General features: G+C 44.3%; 10 protein-coding genes and 1 pseudogene. 6 read left to right on the top strand and 5 right to left on the bottom strand.

The features are described from left to right. Positions 1-15 precede the first annotated feature (15 nt). On the top strand, positions 16-1,401 hold the full coding sequence (locus tag BAMF_RS37935; protein ID WP_038463098.1) for a glycosyltransferase: 1,386 nt from the start codon (positions 16-18) through the stop codon (positions 1,399-1,401). 3 nt (positions 1,402-1,404) lie between these two features. On the opposite strand, the pseudogene BAMF_RS37930 reads toward BAMF_RS37935, so the two are convergent. The 3 genes and pseudogenes from BAMF_RS37930 to BAMF_RS37920 all read right to left on the bottom strand — a co-directional run bounded on the left by BAMF_RS37930 (position 1,405) and on the right by BAMF_RS37920 (position 5,095). After that, positions 1,405-2,535, bottom strand: a pseudogene (locus BAMF_RS37930) (Ger(x)C family spore germination protein). After that, on the bottom strand, positions 2,532-3,638 hold the full coding sequence (locus BAMF_RS37925) for a GerAB/ArcD/ProY family transporter (RefSeq protein ID WP_013353814.1): 1,107 nt from the start codon (positions 3,636-3,638) through the stop codon (positions 2,532-2,534). The pseudogene BAMF_RS37930 and the gene BAMF_RS37925 overlap by 4 nt, the downstream one beginning before the upstream one ends. Positions 3,639-3,643: 5 nt before the next feature. Beyond that, entirely contained in the window at positions 3,644-5,095 is a 1,452-nt protein-coding gene (locus BAMF_RS37920) for a spore germination protein (protein ID WP_013353813.1), read from the bottom strand. Positions 5,096-5,311: 216 nt separating this feature from the next. On the opposite strand from BAMF_RS37920, the gene manA reads away from it, so the two are divergent. Together manA and BAMF_RS37910 are read left to right on the top strand one after the other, a co-directional pair. Then, positions 5,312-6,262 (top strand): mannose-6-phosphate isomerase, class I, encoded by a 951-nt coding sequence (manA, locus tag BAMF_RS37915; RefSeq protein WP_013353812.1) that lies wholly within the window; start codon positions 5,312-5,314, stop codon positions 6,260-6,262. Positions 6,263-6,404: 142 nt separating this feature from the next. Continuing rightward, positions 6,405-9,050: an N-acetylglucosaminidase gene (locus BAMF_RS37910; RefSeq protein ID WP_013353811.1), complete on the top strand. Its 2,646-nt coding sequence runs from the start codon at positions 6,405-6,407 to the stop codon at positions 9,048-9,050. 61 nt (positions 9,051-9,111) lie between these two features. On the opposite strand, the gene BAMF_RS37905 is transcribed toward BAMF_RS37910, so the two are convergent. Together BAMF_RS37905 and BAMF_RS37900 are read right to left on the bottom strand one after the other, a co-directional pair. Beyond that, positions 9,112-10,278 carry a CDP-glycerol--glycerophosphate glycerophosphotransferase gene (locus BAMF_RS37905; RefSeq protein WP_013353810.1) on the bottom strand — a complete coding sequence of 389 codons (1,167 nt, stop codon included), beginning with the start codon at positions 10,276-10,278 and terminating at the stop codon, positions 9,112-9,114. A gap of 32 nt (positions 10,279-10,310) precedes the next feature. Continuing rightward, a complete protein-coding gene (locus BAMF_RS37900; RefSeq protein WP_013353809.1) occupies positions 10,311-11,081 on the bottom strand; it encodes a WecB/TagA/CpsF family glycosyltransferase in 771 nt (256 codons plus the stop codon). A gap of 354 nt (positions 11,082-11,435) precedes the next feature. Between BAMF_RS37900 and tagD the strand changes: the two genes are divergently transcribed. From tagD to BAMF_RS37885, 3 genes are all read left to right on the top strand, one after another. Then, on the top strand, positions 11,436-11,825 hold the full coding sequence (tagD, locus tag BAMF_RS37895) for a glycerol-3-phosphate cytidylyltransferase (RefSeq protein WP_003151361.1): 390 nt from the start codon (positions 11,436-11,438) through the stop codon (positions 11,823-11,825). Positions 11,826-11,987: 162 nt separating this feature from the next. Then, positions 11,988-14,006: an alpha-glucosyltransferase N-terminal domain-containing protein gene (locus BAMF_RS37890; protein ID WP_013353808.1), complete on the top strand. Its 2,019-nt coding sequence runs from the start codon at positions 11,988-11,990 to the stop codon at positions 14,004-14,006. Between the two features lie 50 nt (positions 14,007-14,056). Then, positions 14,057-16,222 carry a CDP-glycerol glycerophosphotransferase family protein gene (locus tag BAMF_RS37885; protein ID WP_013353807.1) on the top strand — a complete coding sequence of 722 codons (2,166 nt, stop codon included), beginning with the start codon at positions 14,057-14,059 and terminating at the stop codon, positions 16,220-16,222. Positions 16,223-16,343: the final 121 nt, after the last annotated feature.

The raw sequence follows: 16,343 nt of genomic DNA, 5'->3' as shown, positions 1-16,343 counted from the left end.
ACGATAAAGGCGGGGATGCCGGTGAAAACGAGCATTATTATCCTTACATATAATGAGCTGGAACTGACGAAAAAATGTCTGGCCAGCATTGATCAATACACCGACAAAGAAGAGATAGAACTGATTATAGTTGATAACGGTTCATCAGACGGAACAAGAGACTACATATCAAGCCTTCCTGACGTCAAAGTCATTCTAAATGAAAAAAATCTCGGTTTCGCCAAGGGCTGCAACCAAGGAATCGAAGCGGCTGAGGGGGACAATCTGCTGTTTCTGAACAACGATACGATAGTCACCAAAAATTGGCTCAGCGCCATGCTGAGAGTGCTGTATCAATCTGAAAAAACCGGTATGGTCGGGCCCGTCAGCAACTATGTCAGCGGTGATCAGATGATCCATGACGCGTATCAATCGCTGGATGAGCTGGAGTCATTCGCAGAAGCTTATTGTGAAAGGGAAAAGCATAACACGAAGCGGGTGTTCCGTCTTGTCGGCTTCTGCCTGCTGGTGAAAAAAAGCGTCATGGAAGACATCGGCCCGTTCGATGAACAATTCGGATACGGTTCTTTTGAAGATGATGACCTATGTCTGCGCGCCCTGCAAAAAGGCTACAGCCTCCACATCGCCCGCGATGCCTTTGTGCATCATCACGGACACGCGACGTTTACGGCTAATCAGGATATCAATATCAATCAATTATATGTGGAGAACCGCCAGCGGTTTACGGAAAAATGGGGCACTGATTTTACGTACTTTACCCATCCGAGACCGGAAATTGCTGAGCTCGTTCCCCGGGATGCGAAACGGATACTTGATGTCGGCTGCGGCGCGGGAGCTACGGGACTGGAACTTCAAAACAGGCAGCCCTGTGAACTGTACGGAATAGAACTGCACCCGCTGGCGGCGCAAGCGGCAAAAGGGCACTATGAAGCGGTTCTGCAAGAAGATGTCGAAGAAGTGAAGCTGCCTTATCCGGAAGGCTTTTTTGATTGCATCATTTTTGCGGACATCCTTGAGCACTTAAAAGATCCTTGGCGTGTCATTGAAACGTATTCGTCTTATTTATCGCCTGCCGGGTCAATCGTATGCAGCATTCCGAATATTTCTCACGCCGAAGCGCTGTTCCCGCTTCTGCTCGGTGACTGGACATACAGAGACGCAGGCATTCTTGACCGCACCCACTTGCGTTTTTTTACGCCGCAGACGGTGCGCACGCTCTTTCCGGAAGAGACATTTGACGTAAAAAAACAGTCCTATACGTATGTTCACGTTGATGAGCGGGTGCAGCTGTTTTTACAGGAAATCACACGCATGGCGCAGGCGATGCAATTTCCGGTGACACAGCTGCCCGAACAAAGCCGGATTTATCAAATCCTCCTCCGTGTCGAAAAAACACGCTGAAGCCTATCGTCCCATCGTTCCGAAGTTGACAATCTGAATGGAAACATCATAGTCAAAATCGGCTTCAGAGAAAGTCTCATCCCAATGATTCTTCACTTTCTTCCAATAGTCGGGATATTGGATGCGGACTCTGTCAGAAAAGAATACAGGGTCCGTTTCATATTGATTCTGCAGCTAATCGATGACTTCTTTTACATCGCTTTTCAGTTTTTTTTCGAAAATCTTTTCCAGCCCGTTTAAATAATGCTGATTGAATGAATCCTCACCGGCATATTGATCCTCTGACAAGAGGCCTTTTGTTTTCACCGCTACGTGAAATGACAACTTTCCGTTTTTCAGCCGTGGGGTGATTTTGGATGTTGATTTTTTTATCTCGAAGGTAATCGGGTGTCCTCCTTTATCCATAGCGGGCAGCACGCCGCCCTGTATCGTTCCCATCAGCCAATTCAGGCTTTGTGTTTCGTATGATGACAGAAATCCTGCCAGTCTGTTTTGTTTTTTGTTTTTGATTATGGCCGCTCCGTCATACACCGTTTTTCCTTTTTGATTGCTGACGGCCTGAATGAGAAAGCTGACTTTATTATGGCAGTAAATTGATGCTCTCCCGATTCGGAGCGGTTTTAAAATTTTCCCGTTGTAGCCGCCGTTGTTCGTGAGGTCGATCAGCTTTTCCGCGGCCATGGGCTGCTGCTGATTCGGCGTCGGCTCCGTCAAAATATCGGACGCTTTCCCTCTTGCCGCGAAGAGATAGCTGCTCCGCCGCAATTCATCATCGCGGATAAAGTGATTCATCATTTGCAGTATATTTTGATCGGCCAGCAATTTGTCGCTGAAGATCAGCACTTTTAAATGATCGCTGTAAACGGGCGGATCTTTTAAAGAGACATCACTGACTGCTTCAAGAATGGTATCCCCCCGCGTCGTCACATTGACAAACACGGGCCGGCCGGAAGCCTGGCTGTTTTCACTTTGGGGCAGCAGATTTTGATAGGTTAATTTATATTGGCGGTCACTCGTTACATCAATGGCCACCCCCCGGGCGAAAGATACCTTTTCGACTTCCTTCGCGTCCCAGCATCCTGAAAGCATCATCAGTATGAAAAGCGCCGCCGCCCATTTTATGTAAAGTGTCATGACGTCTGTTTCCTCCCGGCTATTTTCTTCAACCAGCTGACAAACCAAGTGAGAAAAGGAATCATAAGGACGGCAAAAAACGTATACCCGAGAATATTCGCGAATGCAAACACACTGTTGATATCATCGGGGTACATCGAAAGGCCGAATGTCACCGCTAATAATCCTCCCAGCAGCCAGCCATTGTTTTTATTTTTCAGCCCGAAAATGGTGTTAAATCCGAGATGCGCCCCTTTAAAAGAGCCGAGCATGCAGGTAAACTGCTGACATGTCCACGTAATTAAAAGAAAAATATCAAACCGTTCAATGAAAATTCCCTGGATTTCCAAGGCATGAATAAGGGAAATTGTCGGATACGTCACCGTTTTTGCTTCAGCGACCGACATACAGCCGATCACGACAAGCAGCGTAAAGCTGTAAAATAAGCCCGCGCTTCCGATGCCGAAGACAGCCGCCTTTTTCGCCTGCTTCGGATTTTTCATAAACGGCACCAGAAAAAGAATCACTTCAAGTCCCGAAAAATAAAGAAGGGTCCGCGGAAACAGCTCAAAAAAGCTTTTGTAGCCCCCTTCCATGACCGGACGGACGAAATCCAGATTAAACAGTCTCAGGCTGAATATGAGCAGCGTAAGCAGAATGATGATCGTAATCGGAAAAAGATAGGCATAGAGCTTTGAAATGGGATAGACCCCGCCCGTCACATGGTAAATGCCGACTGCCAGAAAGATGAATATGACGACACCCATCGGCGTGTTTTTCAGTAAAAAGTAGTTGATGACTTCACCGAGAAAACGGGCTTGGAAACAGACGGTGACGACAAAATAACAGCTCATGAACAAATTCAGCAGCGAACCGACGGCGCGGCCCATAATCCTTTGATTCAGCTCATAAATGGTTTCTCCGCTGTTCTTCTGCAAAAACGGCATAAAGAGCAGGACGATGCCGATAAAAACGACACTCTGCACAAGAATAATGATCCATCCGCTCGGACTGTCGGCTGATGCGGCGGAACGCGGCAGTGTTAACACGCCGGCTCCGATCATTGTGCCGCTTACCATGAGAAGGGTCTGCATAAAAGTCAGCTTGTCTTCCGGTTTTTTCATGGGGATCACCTTTGCCTGATTTTATCTTTTGTCTCTTTTCTGGTCGGCCGTTTTTTCAAAAGGTGTGTCGGCAGTCTGACAATCGTATCCTTTAAGTCCTGGCCCGGCTGCGCCATAATCGGAATGATATAGTCCTGACCGAAGCTTTTCAGGCGCATCAGATGGCCGATGACAAGCAGATAGCACATGATCAGCCCGTATAAACCTAAAATCGCCGACAAAATCATCGAAAAAATACGGATGAGCCTCAGCGGAAAATTGAACACATAGGAGGGCGCCGTAAAAGAGGCCAATGCCGTAACGGATACGACAATTACCATCATCGCGCTGACGATGTTCGCCTGAACGGCGGCCTGGCCGATCACCACGCCTCCGATCAGGCCGATCGTCTGGCCGATCGGCTTCGGCAGCCTGAGTCCGGCTTCTCTGATCATCTCGATCGTAAAAATCATGATTAACGCTTCAACAAAAGGTGGGAACGGGACATTCAATCTGCTTCCGGCAATCGTCACCGCCATTCTCGTCGGTAAAAGCCCGGCGTGAAACGTAACGAGCGCAATGTAAAGGCCGGGTAAATAAATCGTGATTAAAATGCATGTATACCGAAGCAGCCTGAGAAAGGTAACCGGAATCCACCGCTGATTATAATCGTCAGGAGAGTGGATAAATTCATCAACGGTAGCCGGCATCAAAAGGGTAAAAGGCGTTCCGTCCACAAGAACGGAAACCCTTCCTTCCAAAAGAGCGCCCATGACCCGGTCGGGACGTTCGGTCGTCAAAATGGTCGGGAAAATGGAAAACGTGTTATCTTCAATGAGCTGCTCTATAGCTCCTGATTCCGGAATGTCGTCAATGGTGATGGAATTCAGTCTTTTTATCACTTCTTTTACGACATAATCAGGCGCGATATCCCGAATATAGGCCACGGCGAGCCGCTTTTTTGTCCGCTCGCCGAGTGTGATCTCTTTGATCTGAAGGTTGGGATCACCGGACTGCTCACGCAAAAGCGCCGTGTTCGTCCGAAGCTTTTCGACAAAGCCTATTCTCGGCCCCCGTTCAAGCACTTCTGAAGCCGGTTCTTCAATATCCCGCATTTTAAATGTTTCCGTATCAAAGGAAAGGGCTTCTTTCCATCCTTCAGCCAGCAAAACCGATTTGCCGGAAAGAATGTCTGCCTCAACATCCTCAAGTGAAGAAAGCCGGGTGTGGCGATATCCGAAAGAAATGGATGACAGCGGTGTTTCAGCCGGTTCCTTCTGATGCTCTGCGGCCGTCTGCACGGGAGAAATAATATATTCGGCAAGCAATTGATTTTCGGTCAGCCCGTCTATATACACAAGACAGGCGTCACATTTGCCGTTTCCGTACGTAAACGAATAAAACATCATATCATCGCTTTGGCCGAACCGTTTTTTCAGCGCTTTAAGGTTTTGGCCGAGCTCAGCATTTATCGTCACAATGTTCCCCCCTTCCATCAGTTATTTTAATTTGCGACAAACAAGGCATTTTATTCTGGAACAGGAAATGACTGAGCATTCCGCCTTATCCGAATGGTATAATGAGCAGGTCAGCCATTTATACATATTGTTTTTTAACTGCGGCTCCCTCCGTGTTTTAAAAAAGATACAGGGGGAATGGGATATGAGCCGCTTTTTAAGGGGAGGGGAACGAACATGACGCAAGAGCCGATTTTTTTACAGCCTGTATGTAAAGAAAAAATATGGGGCGGCACGTTATTACGCGAACGATTCGGATACGGCATACCTTCAGAAACAACCGGCGAATGCTGGGCGATCTCAGCCCATCCGCACGGGATGAGCACGGTCAAAAGCGGTCCGTATCAAGGGAAAACCCTGATGGAACTGTGGGATCAGCATAGAGAATTATTCGGCGGAACGGAAGGGGACAGGTTTCCGCTGCTGACGAAAATACTGGACGTCAAACATCATCTGTCCGTCAAAGTCCACCCTGACGATTATGACGCAGAGGAGCATGGACAGGGCGAAACGGGAAAGTCTGAGTGCTGGTACATTATCGACTGTAAAGAAAATGCGGAAATCATATACGGTCATACGGCCCGTTCGAAAGCGGAGCTTGTCACCATGATCAACAGCGGTGATTGGGAAGGCCTGCTGCGCCGCGTGAAGATCAAACCCGGCGATTTTTATTATGTGCCGAGCGGAACCATTCATGCCATTTGCGCCGGGGCGCTCGTGCTTGAAACGCAGCAGAATTCAGATGCCGCCTACCGGATATATGATTACGGGCGTACAGATCAAAACGGCGGGACGCGTGATCTGCATATCCGCGATGCCGTCAATGCCGCCACCGTCCCTCATGTGGACGGATTTTTAGATGAATCAACCGAAACGAGAAAAGGCGTCACCATCAAAACCTTTGTGCAGGGAGAATACTTTTCTGTATACAAATGGGATATCAGCGGGACGGCGGAAATGACCCAGGACGCTCCGTTTATGCTGTGCAGCGTTATAGAAGGGAGCGGCTCCATCATCTGTGAAGGCAAATCCGCAAAGCTTGAAAAAGGCGCGCATTTCATACTGCCGGATCAGATGCCTGACTTTACGATAACCGGAGAATGCACAATCATCGTTTCTCATATATAAATCATTCAAACTTAATCCCGTCTCTGGGATTAAGTTTTTTTATTTGGAAAATTGGATGACTTCTCTCTGTAAAAATGAAGGATGCCGGCCGATAAATAAACTAGTTTGATAGAAACCAATTGAATCAGAAAGAGGAGAAGGAATGAAAAAGAGATTCGTTGCACCTATGTTATTGTCCGCCGTTTTCCTTGTCTCAAGCACCGTTACAGAGCACGCTGAGGCCGCATACAGCGACTATTCCGTTTATGAGCTGGAGACGAAGCAGCAATTTGCTTCTGAGAATGAGGCGCTTCAAGCGGCAGCGAAATTGAAAAAGGATACGGGGTGGCAGGCTGACGCAAAGAAAGCCGGAAATGCGCCGCTCACTTATCAAATCTCCGTATCAGGCTTACACGATGAAACTGATGCGAAAGCCGTGCTGAAAGATTTTACGAAGCAGACGGGTGTGGCCGGCACTTACAGCGCAAGCGGAAGCAAACAGCCGTATGTGACCGTCACATCGGGAGTTCTATCAGACGAGCAGCAGACGAAAAACCTTCTTGCCAAATTGACGAAAGATACGGGCGTGACCGGCGCCGTCAAGCCGACGGGCACAAAGCAGCCGTACATGCAGGTCATGACTGCTGAGATGGCAGCTGAAGCGGACGCAAAAACGCTCACTAAAGAGTTGACGAAGCAGACGGGGGTGAAAGCGTCATACTGTCAGATCAAGCGGGAAACAGCGCAGTTTCAAATCCAGTCAGGAACAATTACCGGCGATCAAAAAGCTTTTCAAATCCAAACTGATTTTCAAAAGGAAACAGGCTTACAATCGTCGCTGACAATGACGGCAAAGGGCAGCGCGAATATCACCGTGACAGCCTCTGACATTCCAAATGCAAATGATGCGGCAGGCTTAGCGAAACAGCTGCAGCAGAAAACGGGTGTCAAAGGGAATGTTCAAAAGTATGCCCAAAGCAAAACGGCAACCGTGTACAATGTGCAGTCAGGGTATTTTAACGGAGTCAGCGCAGCACAAAATGCCGTCAGCCAAATCAAGAAGAATACCGGCGTCAGCGGAAACTATCAAAAAGCCGGCACGAAAAATAATTATACGGTCGCGATGAGCGGACTGACGGCTAAGCAGCTGCAAAGCGTTCAATCTTTCTTTAAAAAGAAAAAATGGCATTGTGACGCATCACCTGTCAAAAAGCCGGCGTCGGTGTCCGCTTACCGGATCACGGCAGGACAGCTTACCGCCGCACAGGCAGATCAAGCGGAGGCGTTTTTCCGCCAGCAGCATGTAAAGACGGCAAGAACCGCCGCGGGAAAAACATCAGAAAACGAATACCAGCTGCTTTCTCAACAGACGGCAGACCAGTCGAAGATAAAAAAAGGATTGAATCTGCTGGCCGGATATAAGCTGACTGCTGTTTCCAAAACCGTAGCCAAGCAAACGGGGGCGGCGTACCAAGTCACAACCGAATCACTGCTTGATACGGCAAAGATCAATCGTTCACTGGATTTCTTCAAAGGGAAAAAAGTATCCGCTGCCGCACAGAAAACAGGCGAAACAGCGTATACACAATTCAGGATTGAAACGGCACCGCTGCTTAAAAAGGAAGACATTGACCGCGTGACTGCCTTTTTCAAGCAAAACAAAGCGGCCGGCACTGTGAAGGAGACGGGGAAAACCGCCTATTCACAGTACGTCATCAAAACCGAAAAGTTCAGCAGTAAAACCGTTTTAAATAAAAGCATGAGCTATTTCAGCGCCAAACAATTGCAGGCCGGTTATACGAGTCAAAGCCAGCCGGTTTATGAGCTCCGCATCCGCGATCAATTCACGGGAGCCGATTCCGCAGAAGCCGCTTCCCAAAAGCTGAAAAAGCTGTACGGATGGACGATGGCCATTTTGAAAATAAAGAACGGACCGCAAATCATGAATACCAATTACAACATCTCGGTTGCAGATATGGTCAAAAAACAAATGACAGTCAGCCCGCAGACTGATGCCGCGGCTTACGCGTCGCTTACTTACATCAATACGGCTTCCGGAACGGTCACAGCAGACGTCCTGAACGTCCGATCAACTCCGGAAGTCAGCTCCGGCAATATTATCGGCCAGCTGAAAAAAGGCGATAAAGTCAGCATCATCGGCCAGACAAACGGCTGGGCCAAGCTCAGTATGGGCTGGAGAAACGCCAGCAGTAATGAAGTCGAGCAATACGTCAATCCGGATTACTTTGCGCAAGACAGCAAGTATTACTTTCAATTTCTGAAGCTTTCTCAGACAGCCGGATTGAACGCATCGGAACTGAATCAAAAAGTGCTGGTCAATAAAGGAATACTGACAGGAAAAGGCCAGGCCTTTATTACAGCCGCCGGCAAATACAGCATCAATGAAGTGTATTTGATTTCGCATGCTTTGCTTGAAACGGGCAATGGCACGTCAGAGCTTGCAAACGGCATTACGTATAATGGAAAAAAGGTTTATAACATGTATGGCATCGGGGCTTATGACAGCAACCCGAATTACTACGGCGCACAATACGCGTATAATCAGGGCTGGTTTACTCCGGAAGCCGCGATTATCGGCGGAGCCCAATTCATCGGTGCGTCATATATTCACAACCCCGCATACGAACAGGACACGCTGTATAAAATGAGATGGTCTCAAACCGCGTCCCATCAGTATGCGACAGATATCGGCTGGGCGTATAAGCAGGTAAACCGCATGTACAGCTTATACTCACTGCTGGATGACTATACGCTTTACTATGATGTTCCTGTCTATATGAAGGTGTAAAAAAAGGGCTGAAGTGTATGCTTCAGCCTTTCTTCATGCAAAAAAACACCTGCCGTCGGATTCAGGCAGGTGCTTCATCTCTTTTTTTCATTTTTGTCTCTGCAAATTTCAATAACGCTTCACTCGAATCCCCGTTTGAGTACATATTCCATTTGTCCGAGAACCGCTTCATTTCTTCTGCGTTAAATTGCTCTTTCGTCATTTCCTCCAGAAGGGCTCCGCTGTCATGACATGCCTTCCCGGGAATAACGGACGTATAATTGTCGATTAAACCGCGCTTTTGATCATATTCTTCCAGATCATATGTGAAAAAGAAAATCGGTTTATTTAAAAGCGCGAATTCAAAAGGTACGGAAGAGTAGTCCGTAATTAAAATATCTGCCGCCTTCAAGAGATCATGAAGACGCATGTCAGACACATTCTTGATCGATTCGCTTTCAAACGAAGCCGAAATCTGATTCAAAACGGCAGGGTGAAGTTTTACAAGCAGCATATACTCTCCGTTTAATTCGTTTGTGAGCTGTTCTTCGGTGAATGGGAGCCTGAAGGACTGCATATCATAATCCCTGAATGTCGGTGCGTACAGGATGATTTTTTTCGGCCATTTGCGCTTCAGTTGCGGCTTGTTTTCTTCATAATAGACGTCAGTCAGGGGGACACCCGTTTTTAACAGCTGGCCCTCCCGTATTCCGAATGACTTTTTAAAAACGTCAGCCATCGCGTCTGAGCCGACGGTGACAAAATCAAACGAACGGTACACTTTTTTAAAACGGCTGATGTCTGATGCAGGACGGTTTTGATTCGTCACATCCTCAAGGCCGAACTTTTTCAAAGAACCGTTCGCATGCCACACCTGAATGCATGTCGTTTGCGGCCGGCGGTTTAAAACGCTCGTCAGGAGAAAATAGTTATCCGTTATGACCGCTTTGCTCTTAAAAAGGATGGAAACGGCCTTCACAAGATGCAGCGGGTTTTTTTCGTTCAGATAAAAAGAGCCGAGACCTTCCAGCTCTTTTTCCAGACTGACGGCGTGTCTCGTATACAGAACCGTCACTTCATAAGAAAGCGATTCAGCGTGCGCCTTGTAAGAACGGATGAGAGCCTGCGCATTCTCTTCAAAAGATACCAGCAGGGTCAGATGATTCTTTGCCTTCAAAGGCTTGAACAAAACGCCGAGAACCGTCAGATATATAGAATAGAAAGCGGCGAATAAAGATCGCAAGTTCATAGATTACCAATCTCTTTTGCAGTTTTATTTGTTTAAAGCTGTTTCGTTTGATCTTCAGCCTGCTTGGAATACAGACTTTTATTTGATTTATTATCTCTCAAAACGGTAAAAGCATACTTCGGAATGTTCAGCATCCTTTTCCATCTCCACGGATTTGTCACCAGCCGGTACAGCCATTCCAGATTCGTTTTGATCATCCATCGAGGGGCGCGTTTCACCGTTCCGCTGAAAACATCAAGGCTTCCGCCCAAACCGATCGATACAGCCTGAGGGAAAAGATGTTTGTTTTCATAAATAAATTGTTCCTGATGCGGATAACCTAAGGCGACAAACACGATATCGGGTTTCGCCCGGGAAATCTGTTTGGCGACGAAGCGTTTATCCGCTTCATAGCCGTTGCTGGCTCCGACAACTTCGATATGCGGATACTCTTTGCTGATCCGATTCAAAACGGCATCAAGCACGTCTTGTTTAGCTCCGTATAAAAATATTTTTTTAGACTGCCGGTTTGCGAGACCGAGCAGCGAAAGAAACACATCGAATCCCGCAATTCTTGATTTCAGCGGGTGCTGCGTCAAACGGGACATTAACACGACGCCGATACCATCCGGCAGGACGAAATCCGCGGAAGAAATGACTTGATGATAACCTTTGTCTTTCGCCGCAGCGTATCCGATCTCAGGGTTGACCGTCGCAATGACGGCACCTTGCTTTTGTGCGATATAATAAGTGTCTAAATATGAAATAAACTCCTGTAAATTTCCATTAACATAAGAAAGGTTGTGCACCATTTCAGTCTGCATCTGCCGTCCTCCTTTTGTACGGGATTTCCTTTCACTTTTTCGTGACTTAGGCTAAGCTTTATTTTAACATAATACCTTCAGATAAACTTAACAATAGTTTTACAAAAATATAAATAAGATAACAATTTCTTTAATCATACGCGTGAAAACCCTGCTAAACTCCTATTGTAATAACAATTGTTAATAAAAGGAATTTAACTTCGCTTTACATTAGCTTAACCTTTTCAGGGCTATGTGATATAATGAGGTTCCATGAGTACGAAATTGGCACTTTAGTGATTAAGGATACAGCTGCGCAGCATTTCAGGGCAGTTGCTTGTTATACGTTTGATGATAGAAAGGAGCTTTTGTTTCATGAAGAAGGTCATTACTTACGGAACGTTTGATTTACTGCATTGGGGTCATATTAAACTGCTTGAGCGCGCAAAGCAGCTTGGAGATTACCTTGTCGTTGCCATCTCAACAGATGAGTTCAACCTTCAAAAACAAAAAAAGGCCTATCACAGCTATGAACACAGAAAGCTGATTCTGGAAACCATCCGTTATGTCGACGAAGTCATTCCGGAAAACAGCTGGGATCAAAAAGTACGGGACGTAGCGGATCACAACATCGACGTGTTCGTAATGGGAGACGATTGGGAAGGCAAATTCGACTTCCTTAAAGATCAATGCGAAGTCATCTATCTCCCTAGAACCGAAGGTATTTCCACTACACAGATTAAAAAAGAAATTGCCGGGGTGTAATACGGGAATTTAATAGATTGCGTGAAAAACCATCAAAGTACTTCTTATTTTTAGATAAGAAGTACTTTTTGATGCTTAAATTGGTTTTGTTAATTTAATCTGCGGGAATAGTATTATTTTGCAGTGTTTTATTAAATTCATATGGTGAAAGGGAGAAAAAATTTGTCCAATCAGCCTATTAACTATAATAATGAGTTTCCCGATATGATGTATTATTTTATCTCAGGCGGACTGCCGGATAATTACGGAGGCCTGACCAAATCACTATTATTGCGCTCTAAACTCTTCGGAGAAGAAAGCCAAAAGAAAACCGCCTTTCTTACTTTTAGATTTGATTTAGAGTTTGCAAGAAAAAAGAACGAGCTGTTTGAAAATGGAAAAGCTGACTCCGAATACACACAAGTTATCAACATGTATGATGACTTTTTAAGTAAAAAAACAAAAGGCAAGCGGATTTATTCAGAGAAAATTGAGCTGGATCAAATAAAAAGACATGTCAGCAAGGGGAAAGTAAGCAAAGCAATCTCAAAAATATTCGGCAAATCATCAAATGATTATATTCTTTCCTATTATTCAGGCGGTGCGGCGGTACGTTACGTAGACTACCTGAATGATGAAAAACAAGTAATAAAAAGGGAAGAATACAATAAAGAAGGACAGGCTGTCATTGTCTCTCATTTTGATACCAAGATTAATCAAATCTTCCTTCAGGAGTTTATCAACAGCGAAAATGTCGTTTATTTGGAAAAACACTACATGTGGGACAGCCAAAGTGAAGAAGTCAAATTAACACATTTTACGTGGTACACGGAGGAAGGTCCATTAACATTTAAAGATGAATCTGAGCTGCGCCGGCATTGGATAGACGTTCTTCAAAATGAAAACGATCGGCCTAAACTATTTCTGGTCGACAGCAGACCTCAGGACAAACATGTCTTCAGAGTAAAAAAAGCGCCGTCATCATATTACGCTGCGATTATTCACAACAAACATTATGGTGATAGTAAATTACAGATCAAAGGGCGTTATAAAGAAGTTTTCGGTCAGATGAATAATCTGGATGCCGTATTTTTTATTACTGAGGAGCAGATTGCAGATTTCACTTTGATTACGGGAGAAAAAGAGACATTCTTTTTTACGCCGCATACGATTAATAAACCGCTTGATGAAGAGGTTTTGAACGTTCCGAGTGAACGAAATAAAGCGGTTATTATCTCAAGGCTTGCCGCAATGAAAAATCTGACGCATGCCGTTAAAGCGTTCAAACTTGTCGTAGATGAAATCCCGGATGCGAAACTGGACATATTCGGTTCCGGAGAAGATACAGAAAAAATCAAAAAGGAAATTGAAGCTCAAAACCTCAAGGATAATGTATTGCTGAAAGGATACACGAATAACCCTGATTACGAGTTTCAAAAAGCATGGCTGACAATTTCGACGTCTCACTTTGAAGGCTTCGGTCTGTCAAATATGGAAGCATTGAGCAACGGATGCCCGGTCGTAACTTACGATTACGATTACGGTGCCAGAAGCTTGGTAGAAGATGGAGTAAACGGCTATGTTATCGAGCAATATAATATAGAAAAATTAGCGGAGGCCATTATCTCTTTAATGAGAGATGACAGCACTCATCAACAATTTTCACGTCAGGCCTTTAAAATGGCTGAAAAATACTCTAAACCAAACTATATTAAAAATTGGTCATATGCTCTTTCCAAAATGATTGAAGTGAGAAAAGAAAAGGAACGGCTCGCTGAAAAAGTCGGCTCTAAAGAACAGCCGATTACATCTTTTGAAAAAAACGGCGACGGACTAGCGATCAGCGTTTCAGTGTCTGACCCAAATGATGTGTTTGAAAAAGTCAGCCTGATTGGGATTGATCGGAAAAACAAAGCTGAAATCATATCCGTATCCTCTGATCAGCCGGCTCAGACGTTTACGATTAATTTTGAAAAGGACATCAAAAAAGAGAAAATCGAGGCCAATCAAACTTCGGTTCTTGACTTTTACATTCAGTTTGTATCAGCTGACCGTATACGTATTCAAAGAAGGGTATCCAGCCGTGAAGTCAACCTCGGCGAAAAGGACCGGTTTATGAATAACGGATATATTTTTGAACCTTATACGACAGTGAAAGGTAATTTCTCTATTAAATTAAACAAAAAGGATCACATCGATTAAGTGAAATCGGCTAAGTGAAGAGCTTTAATACAGAGGAGCAGAAAATAAGTATGGATGAAAATACTGTGATTAAATGTATTTTGAAAAGCTTAAAAAATAATGTGGGCGATCTGATGCTCTCTATTTCACTTGAAAGCGAAGAACCATTAGCTGAGGAAGTGAAATATTATTTAAAATTAAAAGAACGGCGTTCCGGAGCGGAGGATTTTGTTCTTTTAGAGAAAGAGAGCCCGGCGCAATACAGCACTTCAATTAATATTCACTCGTTTCCTGAACCTTTAGAAATGGGACAGACTTATGATTTTTATGTGGTTTTGGGTGAGCCGGCTGCGGAGGAGGAAGAACAGCCGATGCAGGTGCGTTTATCCGTGGAAGCGGAAGCGATTGAGCGTGCCTACCACCTTGATCATACGACTGAGCTGTTAATTTTGCCTTATACAACCGATAAGGGTAATTTCTCTTTAAAAGTAAAAAGAGAAGCGAAAATCGTGAAATTTGATGAGATTCAGCTGAAGGCAGAAGAGATTAATATTTCAGGGTATGCCGGATATCTTAGTTCAGAGAATCAGCTCTCAGTTAAAAATTTGCAATTTGTCATTAAAAAAGGGGGAGAAGACCCCGTAGAAAAACATTTTCCTATTGAAATGACAAAAAAAGCGGAGAATATTGAAGAGCTTCGAGAAGATGCATTCACTCCTGAAATTTTTGATTTCCAAATAAAGATTCCATTAAAAGATATTCCTTATTCTCTGGAAAAACGATTTGTCTACCGCATGTTTATGGAATTTCATTGTGAAAACGAGGAATCTGAACATATTGTTATCACCAGCACTCCGCTTGTGCTTGGGGATAGGAAAAATAAACTGAAAGGCCTCATTAGCGTTGTGAATAAAGACAGCGGGCCGGTCAGATATGAAGTATATAAAAAGAAGAAAAAGCAGACTGTCTGTATCCGTGTGAACGACTACAGCCTGAAAACAAGGGTAAAATACTTCATAAAAGGAAAGAAAAAGCGTTTCATTTCTAAAATAAAAAAACTGAAAAAACGCAGAAATTCTCTTATTACGAAGGGTTATAAAGTTGTTTTCAGAATGGCGAGCAAAATGCCTGTCAAAAGCAAGACCATTATTTTTGAAAGCTTTAACGGCAAGCAATACAGCTGTAACCCGAGAGCCATTTATGAATACATGCAAATCAATCATCCGGAATATAAAATGTATTGGAGCGTAAATAAGCAGTATACAGCGCCTTTTAAAGAGAAGGGCATTCAATACATTAACAGGCTCTCAATCAAGTGGCTGTTTGCTATGGCGCGGGCAGAGTATTGGGTAGTCAACAGCCGTCTGCCTTTATGGATTCCAAAGCCGGAACATACAACCTATCTTCAAACATGGCACGGCACGCCTTTAAAAAGACTTGCAATGGATATGGAAGAAGTCCATATGCCGGGTACCAATACGAAAAAATATAAAAAGAATTTTATTAAAGAGGCATCAAATTGGGATTATTTAATTTCACCGAATGCCTATTCGTCTGAGATATTTGCGCGCGCCTTCCAATTCGAGAAAACAATGATTGAGTCAGGTTATCCGAGAAATGACTTTCTTCATAATGACAATAATGAAGAGACAATCACAGCGATCAAAAGAAGATTACACTTGCCAGAGGACAAGAAAATTATTCTTTATGCGCCGACATGGAGAGATGACCAATTTTATGCAAAAGGGCGTTATAAATTTGACCTTGATTTGGACCTGCACAAATTAAGGGAAGAGCTCGGAGATGAATATCTCGTTATTCTGAGAATGCATTATCTTGTGGCTGAAAATTTTGACCTGGGTCCGTTTGAAGGGTTTGCTTACGATTTTTCTGCCCACGAAGATATTCGTGAATTGTATATGATTTCAGATCTGTTAATCACGGATTACTCTTCAGTATTTTTCGATTTTGCAAATCTGAAGCGTCCGATGCTGTTTTTTGTTCCTGATATTGAAACGTACCGGGACAAACTCAGAGGGTTTTACTTCGATTTTGAGAAAGATGCTCCCGGACCGTTAGTAAAAACGACAGAAGAAACAATCGATGCAATCAAACACATTTCATCACCGGGTTATCAGCACCCAGTTTCATTCAAACCTTTTTACGACAAGTTCTGTTATCTGGAATCAGGACATTCTTCTGAAAAAGTCGTAAAGATTGTGTTTGAATCTGAATAATAGAAAAACCCCTTTGTATCAAGGGGTTTTTCTATTATGGCTTTACAAAGCTTTTAGCAGCATTTGCATGCGGCTTGAAAGTGAAAAAAAAATTAATTTCTGGTACAATTATCAGCGATGC

It is taken from the genome of Bacillus amyloliquefaciens DSM 7 = ATCC 23350 (assembly GCF_000196735.1).
Classification (GTDB): Bacteria; Bacillota; Bacilli; order Bacillales; family Bacillaceae; genus Bacillus; species Bacillus amyloliquefaciens.
The sequence above is the reverse complement of the archived record's forward strand: the minus strand, read 5'-3'. Positions and strand labels throughout refer to the sequence as shown.

What these genes read in the sequence shown, in the direction of transcription:
- BAMF_RS37935 (WP_038463098.1), top strand. Translation starts at nt 16, where the DNA reads ATGCCGGTGAAAACGAGCATTATTATCCTTACATATAATGAGCTGGAA.
- BAMF_RS37925 (WP_013353814.1), bottom strand. Translation starts at nt 3,638, where the DNA reads ATGAAAAAACCGGAAGACAAGCTGACTTTTATGCAGACCCTTCTCATG.
- manA (WP_013353812.1), top strand. Translation starts at nt 5,312, where the DNA reads ATGACGCAAGAGCCGATTTTTTTACAGCCTGTATGTAAAGAAAAAATA.
- BAMF_RS37910 (WP_013353811.1), top strand. Translation starts at nt 6,405, where the DNA reads ATGAAAAAGAGATTCGTTGCACCTATGTTATTGTCCGCCGTTTTCCTT.
- BAMF_RS37905 (WP_013353810.1), bottom strand. Translation starts at nt 10,278, where the DNA reads ATGAACTTGCGATCTTTATTCGCCGCTTTCTATTCTATATATCTGACG.
- BAMF_RS37900 (WP_013353809.1), bottom strand. Translation starts at nt 11,081, where the DNA reads ATGCAGACTGAAATGGTGCACAACCTTTCTTATGTTAATGGAAATTTA.
- tagD (WP_003151361.1), top strand. Translation starts at nt 11,436, where the DNA reads ATGAAGAAGGTCATTACTTACGGAACGTTTGATTTACTGCATTGGGGT.
- BAMF_RS37885 (WP_013353807.1), top strand. Translation starts at nt 14,057, where the DNA reads ATGGATGAAAATACTGTGATTAAATGTATTTTGAAAAGCTTAAAAAAT.